The sequence below is a fragment of the Streptomyces sp. HD genome, from assembly GCF_028369295.1.
Lineage (GTDB): Bacteria > Actinomycetota > Actinomycetes > Streptomycetales > Streptomycetaceae > Streptomyces.
On sequence record NZ_JAQMYP010000066.1, the window covers coordinates 1 to 18,811 of the forward strand.

The 18,811-nt window shown below is 73.9% G+C and carries 3 protein-coding genes and 1 pseudogene; 1 reads left to right on the top strand and 3 read right to left on the bottom strand.

Annotated features, from left to right (window positions below; all coding sequences use genetic code 11):
• The 3 genes and pseudogenes from POF73_RS40445 to POF73_RS46405 form a co-directional block, all read right to left on the bottom strand.
• The coding region (locus POF73_RS40445) for a type I polyketide synthase (RefSeq protein ID WP_272124398.1) at window positions 1-5,292 on the bottom strand (5,292 nt) is incomplete at its 3' end.
• A gap of 67 nt (window positions 5,293-5,359) precedes the next feature.
• On the bottom strand, window positions 5,360-17,167 hold the full coding sequence (locus POF73_RS40450; RefSeq protein WP_443049727.1) for an SDR family NAD(P)-dependent oxidoreductase: 11,808 nt from the start codon (window positions 17,165-17,167) through the stop codon (window positions 5,360-5,362).
• Window positions 17,168-17,350, bottom strand: a pseudogene (locus POF73_RS46405) (polyketide synthase docking domain-containing protein); the annotation flags it as partial.
• A 224-nt stretch (window positions 17,351-17,574) separates the two neighbouring features.
• Between POF73_RS46405 and POF73_RS40455 the strand changes: the two are divergent.
• Entirely contained in the window at window positions 17,575-18,783 is a 1,209-nt protein-coding gene (locus POF73_RS40455; RefSeq protein WP_180292340.1) for a cytochrome P450, read from the top strand.
• The last annotated feature ends 28 nt before the right edge of the window (window positions 18,784-18,811 follow it).

Consider the following 18,811-nt stretch of genomic DNA (forward strand, 5'->3'; position numbering starts at 1 on the left):
CGCCTGCGCCGCCAGATGCAACGCCACCAACGACGACGAACACGCCGTGTCCAGGGTGATCGCGGGGCCCTCCAGTCCGAGCGCGTACGACACCCGGCCGGACGCCAGGCTCGCCGCGCTGCCGGTGAGCAGATGGCCGCGTACGTCGTCCGGGACCTCGGTGGAGGTGGCGCCGTATCCCTGGTGGCCGCAGCCGACGAACAGGCCGGTGCGGCTGCCGCGCAGGGAGCGCGGGTCCAGGCCGGCCCGCTCGATGGTCTCCCAGGAGGCCTCCAGCAGCAGCCGCTGCTGCGGGTCGATGGCGACTGCCTCGCGCGGCGAGATGCCGAAGAACGCGGCGTCGAAGGCGTCGGCGTCGGACAGGAAGCCGCCCTCGTCCACGTAACTGGTGCCGGGGCGCAGCGCATCGGGGTCGTAGAGGGCGTCGAGGTCCCAGCCGCGGTCGGCAGGGAAGGAGGTGATGGCGTCGCCGCCGTGGGCCAGGAGGTCCCACAGCTCCTCGGGCGAGGTGATCCGGCCGGGGAGCCGGCAGGCCATGGCGACGATGGCGATCGGTTCGTCGTCGGCACCGCCGCTGCCGCCCGCCGGGACCAGGTCCGCACCGGTGGCGCGGTGCCCGCCCCGCAGGGTGCCGTCGCCGAGTTCGTGCACCAGGTGGCCGGCGAGGGCCAGGGGCGTCGGGTGGTCGAAGACGAGGGTCGTCGGCAGGGTGAGGCCGGTGGCGGTGGCCAGCAGGTTGCGCAGTTCCACGGCGGTGAGCGAGTCGAAGCCGCAGTCCTGGAAGGCGCGGGTCGGCTGGATGCTCTCCGGTGTCGGGTGGCCGAGTGCGGTGGCCGCGCTGTGGCGCACCAGCTTCAGCAGCAGCTGCCGGCGCTCGATGGCACCCAGCGGGGCGAGTTCGGCGCGCAGCCCGGCGCCGTGCCCGGCCGTGGCGTCGTCGGTCGCCGCCATGCCGGCGGCGGCCTCCGGTATACGGCTGAGCAGCGCGCCGCCCGGCAGGCCTCGCCGTCCGGCGGCGATCCTGGCCCAGTCGACGTCGGAGACCAGCGCCCAGGTGTCGTCGTGGGCGAGGAGGCCACCGAGGGCGGTGAGCGCCGGTTCGACCTCCATCGGGGTCAGGCCGCCGCGCCGCAGCCGGGTCAGTACGACGGGATCGTCGGCCATGCCGCCACCCGCCCACGGTCCCCAGGCGATGGACGTCGCCGGGAGTCCGGCGGCGCGCCGCTGCCGGGCGAGGGCGTCGAGGAAGGCGTTGCCGGCGGCGTAGCCGGCCTGGCCCGCCGAACCGAGCGCACCGGCGATGGACGAGAACAGGACGAACGCCGTGAGAGGTGTCTCCAGGTTCCGGGTGGCCTCGTCCAGGTTGGCGGCGGCGCGGAGCTTGGCGCGCAGGACGGTGGCGTAGCGCTCGGGGTCCATCGCGGTGAGCGGCGCGTCGTCGAGTGCGCCCGCTACGTGCAGCACCGTGGTCAGCGGCCGGTCGGCCGGGACGGTGGCGAGCAGGGCGTCGAGGGCGGTCCGGTCGGCGGGGTCGCAGGCGGCGACGGTGACGTGGGCGCCCGTCTCCTCCAGTTCGCGGCGCAGTTCGTCGGCGCCGGGGGCGTCCGGGCCGCGGCGGCTGACGAGCAGCAGGTGCTCGGCGCCCTCCCGGGCCAGGCGGCGCGCCACATGGGCGCCGATGATGCCGGAGCCGCCGGTGATCAACGTCGTTCCGGTGAGCCGCGGTTCGGGACGGTGCTCGTCGCGGTCGCGGGCGATACGGGTCAGCCTGCGACCGAAGACGGCGGAGTCCCGTACCGCCAGCTCGTTCTCGTCCCCGGGCTCGGCGACGAGCGCCACCAGCCGGGCGAGCGCCCGCTGGTCCGGGCGCTCCGGCAGGTCGACGAGGCCCGCCCACAGATCGGAGTGCTCGACGGCCACGGTCCGGCCGAAACCCCAGGTGGCGGCCTGCACCGGCCGGGTCAGCCGGTCGGCGGCACCGACGGACACCGCCGACTGCGTGACCGCCCACAGCCGTGCCGTGGTGCCGGTCTCGGCCAGGGCCTGCACCAGCAGCGTGCTGAGGTGCAGCCCCAGGGGTACGTCGGCGTGGGCGGGGTGGGGCGCCTCGGTGAGAGCGAGCAGCGACAGCAGCCGGACCGTCCCGCCGCGGTGTGCCGCGGCCTCGGTGAGCGCTGCCGCGACCTGGGCGCGGTCCGCGTCGGCGGCCACGGGGAGGGGGCTCGCGTCCGCCCCGGCGGCGGTGAACGCCTCCGCCACGGCTGCGGCCGTCGCGGCGGTATCCGGGTCGCCCGGGCAGAAGGGCACCAGCCAGACCCCTGCCGGTGCGGCCGTCGGGGATGGCAGGGGTGTCCAGGTCTCCCGGTACTGCCAGGACTCGGCTGTGGCACGCCGCATGCTGTCGTGGTGCCAGGCTGTCAGGGCGGGAAGCACGGGTGCCAGCACATCCGGGTCGAGCGCCAGCCGCTCGGCCAGATCGCGGACGTCGCCCTTACGGACGGCGGACCAGAACGCCGAGTCGACGGCCGGCGTCTGACCGCCCTCAGGGTCGGACGCCGCGTCGGCCAGCCAGTACCGGGCGCGCTGGAAGGCATAGGTGGGCAGTTCGACGTTCCGCGCGCCGGGGAACAGTGCGGACCAGTCCGGGCTGTGCCCGTGCACATGCAGGGCGCCCACGGCACCGAGCAGGCTGCCCGGCTCCGCACCGTCCTTGCGCAGCGCGGGCACCACCACGCGCTGCACGACATCCGCCTCGGGATCGTCCTGCGCCGCGGGCAGGACCGCCTGGGCCAGGGCGGAGAGGGTGCCGTCCGGGCCGAGTTCGAGGTAGCGGGTGACGTTCTGGTCCGCGAGGGTGTGGACGGCGTCGGCGTACCGGACGGTGCGGCGTACGTGCTGCACCCAGTAGTCCGGCGACATCACCTCGTCGGCGGTGGCCTCCTCGCCGGTCACCGTGGAGACCAGGGACAGCCTCGGCCGCTCGTACGACAACTCTTCCGCAACGGCGCGGAAGTCGGCCAGCATCGGCTCCATCAGCGGCGAGTGAAAGGCATGACTGACCCGCAGAGATGTGATCTTGCGGCCCTCAGCACGGAAGCGCGCGGCGACCTCCTCCACGGCGTCCGCGGTGCCCGCGATCACCACCGACTGCGGGCCGTTGACCGCCGCAAGACCCACCTGGTCATTCAGCAGCGGCACGATCTCGTCCTCCGTCGCCTGCACGGCGACCATCGCACCGCCGGCCGGCAGCGCCTGCATCAACCGGCCCCGCGCCACCACCAGACGACACGCGTCCGCCAGCGACCACACCCCCGCCACATGCGCCGCAGCGATCTCACCGATCGAATGACCGGCCAGCACATCCGGACGCACACCCCAGGACTCCAGCAGCCGGAACAACGCCACTTCCAGGGCGAACAGGGCCGGCTGCGCGAACTCGGTCCGGTTCAGGCGCTCCGCGTCCGCACCGAAGACGACCTCCCGCAGGCCGAACGGCAGTTCCGCATCCACCGCATCGAAGGCGGCCGCAAAGACCGGATACGTCTCATACAACTCCCGCCCCATACTCAGCCGTTGAGAACCCTGCCCGGCAAACAGGAACGCCGTCCGCCCCCGCACCACCGCACCCCGCACCACCCGCGCGTCCGCCTCACCGGACACCAACGCCGCAAGCCCCGACCGCAGATCCTCCACACCCGAACCCACGACCACCGCACGGTCCTCGAACACCGACCGCGTCACACCGAGCGACAACCCCACATCAGCAGCAGAACCGTCCCGATCGGCCACGGCCTCCCGCAGCCGAGCCGCCTGCGCCCGCAGCGCCCCCTCCCCCCGCGCCGACACCGGCCACACCACAACCCCGCCACCACCGGCACCCGACCCGGCAGGCACCTCCGGCGGCTCAGCCTCGTCGACCACCTCGGCCTCTTCGAGGATCACATGCGCATTCGTGCCGGAGATGCCGAAGGACGACACACCCGCCCGTCGCGGGCGGTCCTCGGCGCGTGCCCAGTCCTGCGGTTCGTGCAGCAGGTTCACCGCGCCCGCCGTCCAGTCGACGCGGGTGGACGGGGCGTCGATGTGCAGGGTGCGCGGCAGCAGGCCATGCCGCATCGCCATGACCATCTTCATGACTCCGGCGATCCCTGCGGCGGCCTGGGTGTGCCCGATGTTGGACTTCACCGACCCGAGCCACAAAGGCCGTTCACGATTCTGGCCGTAGGTCGCGAGCAGCGCCTGCGCCTCGATCGGGTCGCCCAGCGTCGTACCGGTCCCGTGCGCCTCCACCGCGTCCACGTCCGCCGCCGACAACCCGGCACTCGCCAGCGCCGCCCGGATCACCCGCTGCTGCGAGGGACCGTTCGGGGCGGTCAGACCGTTCGACGCGCCGTCCTGGTTGACCGCGCTTCCCCGCACCACCGCCAGCACCCGATGGCCGTTGCGGCGCGCGTCGGACAGCCGCTCCAGCAACAGCAGACCCGCACCCTCACCCCAGCCCGTACCGTCCGCGGCGTCCGCGAACGGCTTGCAGCGGCCGTCGGGGCCCATGCCGCCCTGGCGGCTGAACTCGACGAAGGCGCCCGGCGTGGACATCACCGCGACGCCGCCGGCCAGCGCCAGCGAGCACTCCCCGGCCCGCAGGGCGTGGGCCGCGAGGTGCAGGGCCACCAGGGAGGAGGAGCACGCGGTGTCGACCGTCACCGCGGGGCCTTCCAGGCCCAGGGTGTAGGCGACGCGTCCGGAGACCACGCTGCCGGTGTTGCCGGTGAGGATGTGTCCCTCGACTTCTTCGGGAATCGTGCGCAGCCCGGAGCCGTACTCCTGGTTGCTGCAGCCGACGAAGACACCGGTGCTGCTGCCGCGCAGGGCGGCGGGGGCGATGCCCGCGCGTTCCACCGTCTCCCAGGCGACCTCCAGCAGCAGCCGTTGCTGCGGGTCCATCGCCAGGGCCTCGCGCGGCGAGATGCCGAAGAAGTCGGCGTCGAAGCGGTCGGCGTCATGGACGAAGCCGCCCTGGGTGGCGGTGCTGCCGCCGGTGCCCTCGTGCCCGAACAGTGCGTCGAGGTCCCAGCCACGGTCGGTGGGGAAGTCCGTCATGGCGTCCGTGCCGTCGGCGAGGAGCCGCCAGAAGTCCTCGGGGGTGTCGGCTCCGCCAGGCCAGCGGCAGGCCATGGCGACGATGGCGACCGGTTCGGTCATCGCCTCCTGCAACCGCTGGTTGTGCTTGCGCAGTCGGTCGTTCTCCCGGAGCGAGGCACGCAGGGCTTCGACGACTTTTTCGGAGGACATGCTCAGCTCCACACTTCGCGCTTCGATGCAGACAAGACAGAAAAATGGTGGGAAAGAAGGCGGGCGCTCAGTCGTCGGCGCCCAGGGCCATCCGGACGAGGTCGTCCACGTCCATGCCGTCCACGTCCACGTCGTCGGCGTCCACATGGGCGCCGTTCTCCCTGACCGGCTCCTGGACGGCGGGGGCGGCGGCCGGCGCCAGGTCCATCAGCGCGTTCAGCAGTCCCGACTCGCGGAACCTGCTGATCGGGATGGACGTCAGCAGCTTGCGGATGGTCGCCTCGTCGGGTTCGCCCGCGCCCGGTGCCGCCGGGCCGGGTTCCGCCCCGCCGGCGAAGTGCTCCCGGCACAGGTGGTCGGCGAGCGCGGCGGGGGTCGGATAGTCGAAGACCAGGGTGGCGGGCAGCAGTACTCCGATGGCGGTGTTCATCCGGTTGCGCAGTTCGACGGCGGTGAGGGAGTCGAACCCGAGTTCCTTGAAGGACTGGTCCGGGTCGATCCGGGCCGCGGAGGCGTGTCCCAGGACGGCGGCGACCTGGCGGCACACCTCCTCGACCAGCCTGCGGTTCCGGTCCGCCGCACCGAGCCGGGCCAGTTCGACGGCGAGGTCCGCGCTGTCGCCCGGCTTGGCGGAGAGTGCGCGGTCCGCGACGGTGCGCCGGGTGCGGGCCAGGCCTTGCAGCAGCTCAGGCACCGGGGCCTCGGCACCGAGCCGGGAGGTGTCCACCGCCAGCGGCAGCCGCACGGCCGCCGGCTCGTCCAGGGCCTCGGTGAACAGGGCCAGGCCCTCCTTCGGGGCGAGCGGCGGCAGTCCGGCCCGTCCCATGCGGCGGACGTCGGCTTCGGTGAGGCCGCTGGTCATGCCGGTGGCCTGGGACCAGGGCCCCCAGGGCAGCGACAGTGCGGGCAGGCCCAGGGCGCGCCGGTGCTCGGCGAGCGCGTCGAGGAAGGCGTTGGCCGCGGCGTAGTTGCCTTGACCGGGGGCGCCGAGGGTGCCGGCGACGGAGGAGAACAGGACGAACGCGGCCAGGTCGAGGGGGCGGGTGAGGTCGTGCAGATGGGCGGCGGCGTCCAGCTTGGGGCGCAGTACGGCGTCCAGCCGGTCGGGGCTGAGGTGGTCCACCACTGTGTCGTCGAGGACGCCGGCGGCGTGTACGACGGCGGTCAGGGGGTGCCGGTCGGGTATGGAAGCGAGCAGTGCGGCGGCCTGGTCGCGGTCGGCGACGTCCGCCGCCCGGAGGTGCACCGTGGCACCCAACTCCTCCAGTTCCGACGCCAGTTGCTGGGCCTCGGGGGCGGCGGGTCCGCGGCGTGAAGCGAGCAGCAGATGGCGTACGCCGTGCTCGGTGACCAGGTGGCGGGCGAGCAGGGCGCCGAGGCCGCCCGTGCCGCCGGTGATCAGGACGGTGCCGTCCGGGTCGAGCGGTGCGGGGACGGTGAGGACGACCTTGCCGATGTGGCGGGCCTGCGACATGTACCGGAAGGCCTCCGGCGCGCGCCGCACGTCCCACGGGGTGACCGGCAGCGGGGTGAGCACTCCGGCTTCGAAGAGGTCGACGAGGGCGGTGAGCATCTCGCCGATGCGGTCGGGGCCTGCCTCGATGAGGTCGAACGCCCGGTAGTGGACGCCGGGGTGGCGGGCGGCGACCTCCTCGGCGTCGCGTACGTCGGTCTTGCCCATCTCCAGGAAGTGTCCGCCGCGCGGCAGCAGCCGCAGGGAGGCGTCGACGAACTCGCCCGCCAGGGAGTCCAGGACGAGGTCGACCCCGCGGTCGCCGGTCGCGGCACGGAAGGCGGCCTCGAAGGACAGGTCGCGGGAGGAGGCGATGTGCGTGTCGTCCAGTCCGGCGGCGCGCAGGGCGTCCCACTTTCCGGGGCCGGCGGTGGCGTACACCTCGGCGCCCAGGTGGCGGGCGAGCTGGGTGGCGGCCATGCCGACGCCGCCGGCCGCCGCGTGCACGAGGACGGTCTGGCCCGGGGTGACGCCGCCGAGGTCGACGAGGGCGTAGTAGGCGGTGAGGAAAACGATCGGCACGGTCGCCGCCTGGGCGAACGTCCAGCCGTCCGGGATGCGGCAGACGGTGCGTGCGTCGGCCACCGCGACGGGCCCGTAGGCGGCGGGGAACATGCCCATCACGCGGTCGCCGACGGCGAGACCGGTCACGCCGGGGCCGACCTCGGTGATCACTCCGGCGCCCTCCAGGCCGAAGTCGCGGGCCGGGCCCGGGTACATGCCGAGGGCGTTGAGCACGTCACGGAAGTTGACTCCGGCGGCGCGGACGGCGATGCGTATCTCGCCGTCGCCGAGGGCGCGTTCGGCTTCGGGGGCGGAGACGAGTTCCAGGCCGTCGAGGGTGCCCTTGCGGACCATGTCCAGCCGCCAGGCCGTCCCGGTGGGGGTGTGCGGGGGACGCAGCGTGGCGTCCGGGTCGGTACGGGCGATGCGCGGCAGGTGTACGGTGCCGTCGCGCAGGGCCAGTTGGGAGTCGGCGCGGCCGAGCGCGGCGGGCAGGGCGGCCAGTGAGGCGGCGGCCGTGTCAGTGTCGACGAGGACGAACCGGCCCGGGTGTTCGGACTGTGCCGAGCGCACCAGGCCCCAGGCCGCCGCCGCGGCGGGGTGGCGCACTCCGGGTCCGGCGGGCCCGTCCGGCATCAGCGCCTCGCGGGTCACCAGCACCAGCCGGGTCGCGGCCAGCCGCTGTTCGGCCAGCAACTGTCGTACGAGGGTGAGGGCGTGCTGTGCCGCCGCGTGCCCCGCCTCGTCCAGCGGACCGCTGTCGTGGGGTACGACGGCGAGTACGGTGCCGGGCGCGGTGTCGGCTCCGGCCGCCGCGAGGGCGGCGAGGTCGGCGGCCTCGGTGATGTCGGCGGGCACACCGGCTGCGGCGAGCCGGTCGGTGAACTCCCGTCCCGCGGCGTCGCCGAGGACGGTCAGCGTGCCCGGGTCCGGCCGTTCGCCGGAGTGGCCGTCGGTGGCCGGCTGCGGCTGCCAGTCGAGGCGGAACAGGTCGCCCGCGCCCCGGTCGGGCCGTTCGCGCAGCCGCTCGGGGTCGATCTCGCGCAGGGTGAGCGAGCCGATGGAGGCGACGGGCCGCCCGGTGGCATCGGCCACGTCGAGGGCGACGGCGTCGTCGCCGCGCAGGGTGAGCCGGACGCGTACGGCGGTGGCGCCGGTGGCGTGCAGGGTCACGTCCCGCCAGGAGAACGGCAGCCGGCCGGGCGCGGAGTCGTCCAGCGGCAGGAAGGCGGTGGCGTGCAAGGCGGCGTCCAGCAGGGCCGGGTGCAGGCCGTAGTGGGGGGCGTCGGCATGTGCTTGTTCCGGGAGGGCGATCTCTGCGTACACGTCGTCGTCGAGCCGCCAGGCGGCGCGCAGCCCCTGGAAGACGGGCCCGTAGCCGAAGCCGGCCGCGGCGAGGCGGTCGTAGGTGTCGTCGACGGGCAGTTCCTCGGCGCCCGAGGGCGGCCAGGCGGCGAGCTCGGCGTCGTCGGCCTCGGGCCGGGCTCCGGCGGCGATGATGCCGTCGGCGTGCAGGGTCCAGGGCCGGTCGGGGGCGGCGTCGGCGGGGCGGGAGCGCACCCCGACCTGGCGGTTGCCGTCGTTGTCGGGTGCGCCGACCCGCAGCTGGAGGGTGACGGCCTGTCCGGCGGCCAGCAACAGCGGTTCCACCAGGGTCAGTTCGGTCACCCGGTCGCAGTCCACTCGGTCCCCGGCCAGCAGCACCAGGTCGAGGTAGGCGGTGCCGGGCAGGACGGTGGTGCCGCCGACGGCGTGGTCGGCGAGCCACGGCTGGTCCGCGACGGAGAGCCGGCTGGTGAAGACGTGGCCGTCGCCGTCGGCGAGGTCGACGCGGGCGCCGAGCAGCGGGTGCCCGGCTTCGGCGAGGCCCGCGGCGGCGAGGTCGCCCGCGCCCCGGCCGCCCGTGGCGGGCCAGTAGCGCTGCCGTTGGAAGGCGTAGGTGGGGAGGTCGACGATCTCGCGGGAGCCCCCGGTGGCGGCGCTCCAGTCGACGTCGACGCCATGGGCGTGGGCGCGGGCCAGTCCGGCGAGCAGGCTGCCGGTCTCGTCCTGGCCGGGGCGCAGCAGCGCGATGGCGGCGGTGTCGGCGGGGGCGGCCTGGGCGTCGGCGGCCAGCGCGGTCAGCGTGCCGTCGGGGCCGATCTCCAGGTACCGGCGGACGCCCAGGTCGTCGAGGGTGCGCACGCCGTCGTGGAATCGGACGGCCCGGCGCACATGCCGGACCCAGTAGTCGGGGGAGGCGAGTTCGTCGCTGGTGGCGGTTCGGCCGGTGACGTCGGAGACCACGGGGATACGCGGCTCGTGGTACTCCAGCGCGGCGCATACCCCACGGAAGTCGTCGAGCATGGGCTCCATCAGCGGGGAGTGGAAGGCGTGGCTGACGCGCAGCCGCTTGGTGCGCCGGCCCAGGCTCTCGATGTGGGCGGCGACTTCCAGTACGGCGGCCTCCTCGCCGGAGACCACCACGGACCGGGGGCCGTTGACGGCGGCCACACCGACCTGGTGCTCCCGGCCGTCCAGCAGCGGCAGCACCTCCTCCTCGGCGGCCTGGAGCGCGACCATGGCGCCGCCGTCGGGGAGGGCGTCCATCAGCGTGCCGCGGGCGGCGACCAGGGTGCAGGCGTCGGCGAGGGAGAGCACTCCGGCGGCGTGCACGGCGGCGAGGGAGCCGATGGAGTGACCGAGCAGATGGTCGGGGCGCACGCCGAGGCTGCGGACGAGCCGGTACAGGGCGACTTCCAGCGCGAACAGGGCCGGCTGGGCATACCCGGTACGCTCCAGCAGCCGTCCGGCGTCGCCCAGGACGGTCTCGCGCACGGGGGTGCCGAGGACATCGGCGCCGAAGTGGGCGCACACCTCGTCGAAGGCGTCGGCGAACACCGGGAACGCGGCGTACAACTCACTTCCCATTCCGGGGCGTTGGGATCCCTGCCCGGTGAACAGGAAGGCTGTTCGCCCGGCCCGGGCGGCGGCGCCGGTCCCGTCGGCCGGCAGGTCGCCCGAGGCGAGCCGGGCCAGGTCGGCGAGCAGGTCGTCGCGTCCCGTGCCGAGCAGTACCGCACGGTGTTCGAAGGCGGGGCGGGTGGTCGCCAGTGAGTGGCCGAGGTCGGCGGCGGACAGCTCCGGGTGCCGGACGGCGTGGTCGAGCAGCCTCTCGGCCTGGGCGCGCAGCGCCTCGGGCGTACGGGCCGACAGCGGCCAGGCGGTCGTCCCGTGCGTGACCGGCCGCCCGGAGGCGGGCGGGACCTCCTCCGGCACCGGCCGCGGGGCCTCCTCCAGGATCACATGGGCGTTGGTGCCGCTGAAGCCGAAGGACGAGACACCCGCGCGCCGTTGGCGGTCCTCGTCCCGCTGCCACGGCCGGGCCTCGGTGAGCAGACGTACGGCGCCGGAGGCCCAGTCGACATGGGTGGAGGGCCGGTCGGCGTGCAGGGTGCGGGGCAGTTCGCCGTGGCGCAGCGCCAGCACCGTCTTGATGACACCGGCGACGCCGGCGGCGGCCTGTGTGTGCCCGAGGTTCGACTTCACCGACCCCAGCCACAGCGGCCGTTCACGGTCCTGCCCGTAGGTGGCCAGGAGTGCCTGTGCCTCGATGGGGTCGCCGAGGACGGTGCCGGTGCCGTGTCCCTCGATGGCGTCGACGTCGACCGGGGTGAGCCCGGCGTCGGCCAGCGCGGCCCGGATCACACGTTCCTGGGAGGGGCCGTTGGGCGCGGTCAGACCATTGCTGGCACCGTCGGAGTTGACGGCGCTGCCGCGCACCACGGCGAGCACCCGGTGCCCGTTGCGGCGGGCGTCAGACAGGCGCTCCACCAGCAGCATCCCGGCGCCCTCGCCCCAGCCGGTACCGTCCGCGTCGTCCGCGTACGCCTTGCAGTGCCCGTCCGGCGCGAGGCCGCGCTGGCGGCTGAACTCCAGGAACGCCGCCGGTGTCGACATCACGGTGACGCCGCCCGCGAGCGCCAGGTCGCACTCCCCCGCGCGCAGCGCCCGCACCGCCCAGTGCAGGGCGACCAGAGAGGAGGAGCAGGCGGTGTCGACGGTGACGGCGGGGCCCTCCAGGCCGAGGGTGTACGAGATGCGGCCGGAGACGACGCTGGCGGCGTTGCCGGTGCCGAGGTAGCCGTCGAAGTCCTCCGTGGACGTCCGCAGCAGGGCCGTGTAGTCCTGACCGTTGGTGCCGGCGAAGACGCCCGTACGGGAGCCGCGCAGGGTCCGCGGGTCGACACCGGCCCGCTCCACGGCTTCCCAGCACACCTCGAGCAGCAGCCGCTGCTGGGGGTCCATGGCCAGGGCCTCGCGCGGTGAGATGCCGAAGAACGCGGGGTCGAACCGGTCGGCTCCGGCCAGGAAGCCGCCGGTGCGGGTGTAGCTGGTGCCCTCGTGGTCGGGGTCCGGGTGGTACAGCGAAGTGAGGTCCCAGCCGCGGTCGTCGGGGAAGCCGGTCAGGCCGTCGCCGCCCGAGGCGAGCAGGTCCCACAGCCGCTCGGGGGTGTCGGCGCCGCCGGGGAGCCGGCAGGCCATGCCGACGATGGCGATGGGGTCGTCCGCGCCCGTGTGCGTGCGGCGGGCCGGGGTGGTGGCGGCCGGGGCGGGCCGGTCGCCGGTCGGCAGGGCGCGCAGCAGATGGGCGGCGAGCGCGGCCGGGGTGGGGTGGTCGAAGGCGACGGTGGGCGCGAGCCGCAGACCGGTGCGGCGTTCCAGCGCGTTGCGCAGGTCGACGGCGGTCAGCGAGTCGAAGCCCAGGTCACGGAAGGCGCGTTCGGGGTCGGCGGCCGGAGCGCCCGCGGTGTGGCCGAGGACGGTGGCGATCTCCGTCTGGAGCAGGCGCAGGACGGCGGCGGACCGCTCGGACTCCGGCAGCGCGGCGAGCGTACGGGCCAGCCGTCCACCCGATCGGCCCGCCCCCGCGGTACGGCGTACGGAGGCCGCGGGGGCGCGCAGCAGGGCCGGGGTGGGGGTGGCGGCGGCGCGAGCGGCGGCCAGGTCCAGCCGCACGGGCAGGAGCACCGCGCGGTCCTGCGCCAGGCCGAGGTCGAGCAGGCTGAGGGCGTCCTCGGTGGGCAGCGGCTCGATGCCCGCACGGGCCATCCGCGAGCGGTCGGCGTCCCCGAGCTCTGCCGTCATGCCGCTGTCCTCGGCCCACAGCCCCCAGCCGAGGGCGAGCGCGGGCCGGCCCTGCGCCCGCAGGATGGCGGCCAGCGCCTCCAAGAAGGCGTTGGCGGCGGCGTAGTTGCCCTGGCCCGGGCCGCCGAAGGTGGCGGCGGCGGACGAGAAGAGCACGAACGCCGACAGGTCCATGTCCCGGGTGAGCCGCTCCAGGTGGACGGCGGCGTCCGCCTTGGGCCGCAGCACGGCCGACAGGCGCCCAGGGGTCAGCGCGGGGATCACCCCGTCGTCGATCACCCCGGCGGCGTGGAAGACGGCACCGAGCGGATGCTCCTGCGGTACGGCGTCCAGGAGCGCCGCCAGCGCGGCGGGATCGGCCACGTCACACGCGGCGACCGCCACCTCGGCACCGGCCTGTTCGAGTGCGGCGCGCAACTCGGCGGCACCGGGGGCGTCCGGGCCGCGCCGGCTCGCGAGCAGCAGATGCCGTACTCCGTGCGCGGTGACCAGATGCCGGGCGACAGCCGCGGCGACGGTGCCGCTCGCCCCGGTGATCAGCACGGTGCGCTGCGGATCGAGGGCCGGCGCCGTGGAGCGGTCCGGGTGGTGCCGGGTGAGGCGGGCGGCGTAGGTACGACCGGCCCGCAGGGCGATCTCCGTCTCCCCGCTCCGCACCGCCTCACCGACAGCGGCGAGGAGGGCCTCCGGGCCGGTTTCGGGGTCGCCTTCGGGGTCGTTTTCGGGGTCGATGTCCACGAGCAGGAAGCGCCCCGGGTTCTCCGACTGCGCGGAGCGCACCAGACCGCGTACGGCGGCCGAGGCGAGGTCGGCGACCGGCTCGCCGGGCCGGACGGCCACCGCGTTCCGGGTGACCACGACCAACCGGGCGTCGGCGGTCCGCTCCGTGGCCTGCCAGCGCTGCAGTAGGTCCAGGGCATGGGCGGCCGCCTCGTGCGTGGCGGCGGGCAGGTCCGCATCGCCGGCCTGCCAGGACACGAGGACCAGTTCCGGCACGGCTGTGCCGGGGTCGTCGAGGGCGGACAGGAAGGCGTCCGGGTCCGGGTACCGGTGGGCGTCCGCCAGGGCCGGTCCGGCACCCACCACGGCCACCGCGGGCCGGTGCGCGGGCGCCGGCACGGCGGGCAGTTCGGTCCAGTCGACGACGAACAGGTCGTCCGCGGCCGGGGAGGCGGCGGGCAGGTTCAGTTCATCGGCAGGGGTGAGAGTGACAGCGCCGACGGCGGCGACCGGGGCGCCGGACTCGTCGGCGAGGTCCAGCCGCAGCCCGCCGTCGGGCAGCGACCGCAGCCGGACCCGCAGTACCTCCGCGGAAGCCGCGTACAGGGTGCAGTCCCGCCAGGTCACGGCGACGCCACCGGGGTGGCCGAGCGCGGGAGCCACGTGCAGCGCCGCCTCCAGCAGCGCTGGGTGCAGTGCGACGCGCAGGGCGTCCGCCCGGAATTCCTCCGGTACGGCGACCTCGGCGTACGCCTCGTCTCCCGCCCGCCAGACAGCGGTGAGCCCGCGGAAGGCGGGCCCGTGGTCCAGCCCCCGGCCCCGCAACGCCTCGTAGATCTCCTCGACTTCATCGACGTCGAGAGCCTCGGCACCGGGCGGCGGCCAGATGCCGCCGGGTGCGGCCTGATCGGGCCGCTCCGGCTCGGCACCGGCCGGCGCCAAAGCGCCTCGGGCGTTGCACGTCCAGGGCAGGCCGACCTCGGCGTCGTCGACGGAGCCGACGGTGGCCGGCCGCGAGTAGCAGGCGAAGGGCCTGATGCCGCCGTCCCCCGGGCCGTCGAGCACGACCTGGATTTCGACCGGTTCATGACCGTGGAGTACGAGCGGCTGCTCCTGGCCAAGTTCCACGATGCGGTGGCAGCCGACCCGGCCGCCGAGATGCAGGGCGAAGTCGAGGTAGGCGGCGGTGGGAAGCACGGTGCTGCCCGCCACCGTGTGGTCGGCCAGCCAGGGGTGCGTGCGGGTGGAGAGCACGGTGGTGGACAGCACGGCGGAGGAGTCCGCCAGGGTCACCGCGGAGCCGAGCAGCGGATGCCCGCCGCCACGCCGCCCGCCGCCGGGCATCGGATCGAGCCAGAGGCGGCGCTGCTGGAAGGCGTACGTGGGCAGTTCGACGTTCCGCGCGCCGGGGAACAGCGCGGACCAGTCCGGGCTGTGCCCGTGCACATGCAGGGCGCCCACGGCACGGAGCAGAGTTTCCGCCTCCGATCCCTCCTTGCGCAGCACGGGCACCAGAACACGGCGGTCGTCGTCGAACAGGGTGCGGGCGAGAGCGGTGAGGGTGCCGTCGGGCCCGAGTTCGAGGAAGCGGGTGACCTTGCTCTGTGCGAGGGTGTGGACGGCGTCGGCGTACCGGACGGTGCGGCGTACGTGCTGCACCCAGTAGTCCGGCGACATCACCTCGTCGGCGGTGGCCTCCTCGCCGGTCACCGTGGAGACCAGGGACAGCCTCGGCCGCTCGTACGACAACTCTTCCGCAACGGCGCGGAAGTCGGCCAGCATCGGCTCCATCAGCGGCGAGTGAAAGGCATGACTGACCCGCAGAGATGTGATCTTGCGGCCCTCGGTACGGAAGTGGTCCGCGACCTCCTCCACGGCGTCCGCGGTGCCCGCGATCACCACCGACTGCGGGCCGTTGACCGCGGCGATCCCCATCCCGTCGGTGAGCAGCGGCAGGACCTCGTCCTCCGTCGCCTGCACGGCGACCATCGCACCGCCGGCCGGCAGCGCCTGCATCAACCGGCCCCGCGCCACCACCAGACGGCACGCGTCCGCCAGCGACCACACCCCCGCCACATGCGCCGCCGCCATCTCACCGATCGAATGACCGGCCAGCACATCCGGCCGAACCCCCCACGACTCCAGCAGCCGGAACAACGCCACTTCCACGGCGAACAGGGCCGGCTGCGCGAACTCGGTCCGGTTCAGCCGCTCCGCGTCCGCACCGAAGACGACCTCCCGCAGGCCGAACGGCAGTTCCGCATCCACCGCATCGAAGGCGGCCGCAAAGACCGGATAGGCCTCATACAACTCCCGCCCCATACCCAGCCGTTGAGAACCCTGCCCGGCAAACAGGAACGCCGTCCGCCCCCGCACCACCGCACCCCGCACCACCCGCGCGTCCGCCTCACCGGACACCAACGCCGCAAGCCCCGACCGCAGATCCTCCACACCCGAACCCACGACCACCGCACGGTCCTCGAACACCGACCGCGTCACACCGAGCGACAACCCCACATCAGCAGCAGAACCGTCCCGATCGGCCACGGCCTCCCGCAGCCGAGCCGCCTGCGCCCGCAGCGCCCCCTCCCCCCGCGCCGACACCGGCCACACCACAACCCCGCCACCACCGGCACTCGACCCGGCAGGCACCTCCGGCGGCTCAGCCTCTTCGACCACCTCGGCCTCTTCGAGGATCACATGCGCATTCGTGCCGCTGACCCCGAAAGCGGAGACGCCGGCACGGCGCCGCTGGTCGTCTTCCCCGTGCGGCCATTCCTGGGCCTCCGTCAGAAGGCGTACCTCACCCGCCGTCCACTCGACGTGGGTCGACGGGGCATCGATGTGCAGGGTGCGCGGCAGCAGCCCGTTCCGCATCGCCATGACCATCTTGATGACACCACCGACCCCGGCGGCGGCCTGGGTGTGCCCGATGTTCGACTTCAACGAGCCCAGCCACAAGGGCCGTTCACGGTCGCGCCCGTACGTGGCGAGCAGGGCCTGCGCCTCGATCGGGTCGCCCAGTGTGGTCCCCGTACCGTGCGCCTCCACCGCGTCCACGTCCGCCGCCGACAACCCGGCACTCGCCAGCGCCGCCCGGATCACCCGCTGCTGCGACGGACCGTTCGGGGCCGTCAGGCCGCTGCTGGCGCCGTCCTGGTTGACCGCGCTGCCTCGGATCACGGCCAGGACCCGATGGCCGTTGCGGCGCGCGTCCGACAGCCGCTCCAGCAACAGCAGACCCGCACCCTCACCCCAGCCCGTACCGTCCGCGGCGTCCGCGAAGGACTTGCAGCGGCCGTCGGGGGAGAGTCCGCGCTGGCGGCTGAACTCGGTGAAGGTGACCGGGGTGGACATCACGGCGACCCCGCCCGCCAGCGCCAGCGAGCACTCCCCCGCCCGCAGGGCCCGGCAGGCCAGGTGCAGGGCGACCAGGGAGGAGGAGCACGCGGTGTCGACCGTCACCGCGGGGCCTTCCAGGCCCAGGGTGTAGGCGATGCGCCCGGAGGCGATGCTGCCCGCGCTGCCGTTGCCGATGAACCCCTCCAGACCGGGGGGCGGTACGTCGAACCGGGAGCCGTAGTCGTTGTACATGACACCGACGAAGACGCCGGTGGGGCTGGAGCGCAGGGTGCTCGGGTCGATCCCGGCCCGCTCCAGGGCCTCCCAGGAGATCTGCAGCAGGAGCCGTTGCTGAGGATCGGTGCCGAGGGCCTCGCGCGGCGACATGCCGAAGAAGTCGGGGTCGAAGTCGGCGGCGTCGTGCAGGAAGCCGCCCTCGCGGGTGTAGCAGGTGCCCGGGTGCTCGGGATCCGGGTGGTACAGGGAGTCGACGTCCCAGCCGCGGTCCTCCGGGAAGGGGGTGATGGCGTCGGTGCCGTCGGCGACGAGCCGCCACAGATCCTCGGGGGTGCGTACGTCGCCCGGGTAACGGCAAGCCATGGAGACGATCGCGATCGGCTCGCGGTCCTTGGCCTCCAGCTCGCGCAGGCGAGTCGTGGTGCGGTGCAGGTCGGTCGTGACCCGCTTCAGGTAATCCCGCAGGCGGTCTTCGCTCACAGCTCGGCCCCCTGGCTCGGGTCGCGCACCTCGGCGGACATGACCGGCGGCAGGCCCGCTGCGCTCGGAACGGTAGACGACACCGGATCTCCTCAGGCTCGGACGCCCACGCGCTCGGCATGGCTCCTCTAACACCTCGAACCCGGCCCAGTCTGGGGCGCCCGCCGCCGTCCACGGCCGCTTGACCTCCGACTCTGAAAAATCCCCTAGTTGCCCCAGGGGCCGGGCACACGGCGCCCGGCACCGGCAAATCCCTAGATTCGCGCGGGTTTTCTGGCCTTCCCTTCCGCGAGCGTGCTGCGCTGGGGCCGCTCCCGGCCCGCCTCCACGGCGGCCTGCCCTATGAGAGGGGTTTCCCGATGACTGCCGTGCCCCCTGCTGTCGGCCCTGAGGTGTCCGCGCCGCCCGAGGTGGGTCTCGACGGCGGCGCCACGCTGCTGGCCTGGCTGCGACGGATGCGCGACGAGCAGCCGGTGTGGCGCGATCCGGCGGGCCGCTACCACGTGTTCCGCCACGAGGACGTCCAGCGGATCACCGCCGACCCCGCGGGGTTCTCCTCGGACACGGTGAGCCGGTTGTCGGGCGGGGAACAGCAACCGCCGGGCGGCACACTGCTGTTGCTGGACCCGCCCCGGCACGGCAAGTTGCGGCGGCTGGTGAGCAAGGTCTTCACCGCGAAGATGATCAACGAGCTGACCCCGCGGATCACCGAGGTGGCCACCGACCTGCTCGACGGTCTCGACGGCAGCGACCGCTTCGACCTGGTCGAGGCGTTCGCCAATCCGCTGCCGGTCATCGTGATCTCGTCCATGCTCGGTGTGCCGCCCTCCGATCGCCCGCTGTTCCAGGTGTGGGCCGACAGCCTGCTGACCGTGGACTGGGAGACCCCTGAGGGCGCCGAGGTCCTGGGCAGGACCGTGCAGGAGCTGGACGCCTATCTGCGGCAGCACGTCGCCGAGCGGCGGGCGCGCGAGCACGACGACCTGATGAGCCTGCTGGTGCGGGCCGAGGTCGACGGGGAGAGCCTGAACGACGACGACGTGGTGAGCTTCGCCGCGCTGCTGCTGCTCGCCGGCCATGTGACCACCGCCGTGCTGCTCGGCAACATGCTGCTGACGCTGGATCAGGAAGAGGGTCTGCTGGCCGAGTTGCGTGCGGACCGCGAGAAGATCCCGGCGTTCACCGAAGAGGTGCTGCGCTGCCGGCCGCCGTTCCTGAAGATCGAGCGGGTGCCCACGGCCCCGGTCGAGATCGCCGGGGAGAAGGTGCCGGAGAATACCATGCTGTACCTCTGGCTGTTGTCCGCCAACCGCGACGAGCGGGTCTTCCCCGAGCCGGACCGCTTCCTGCCGGGCCGGCCCAACGCCAAGCAGCTCGCCTTCGGGCATGGCATCCACTACTGCCTGGGCGCCCCGCTGGCCCGTATGGAGGGGCAGATCGCGCTCAATCTGATGCTCGACCGCTACGCCGACATCAGGGTCGACCGCGACAGCCCGCTGTCGTACTTCGACAACCGCGTCAACGTCTTCGGTCTTCGGCAGCTGCCGCTCACCGTCCGGCGAGCCTGAGCGGCGCGCCCGGGCGGACGGAACCCAC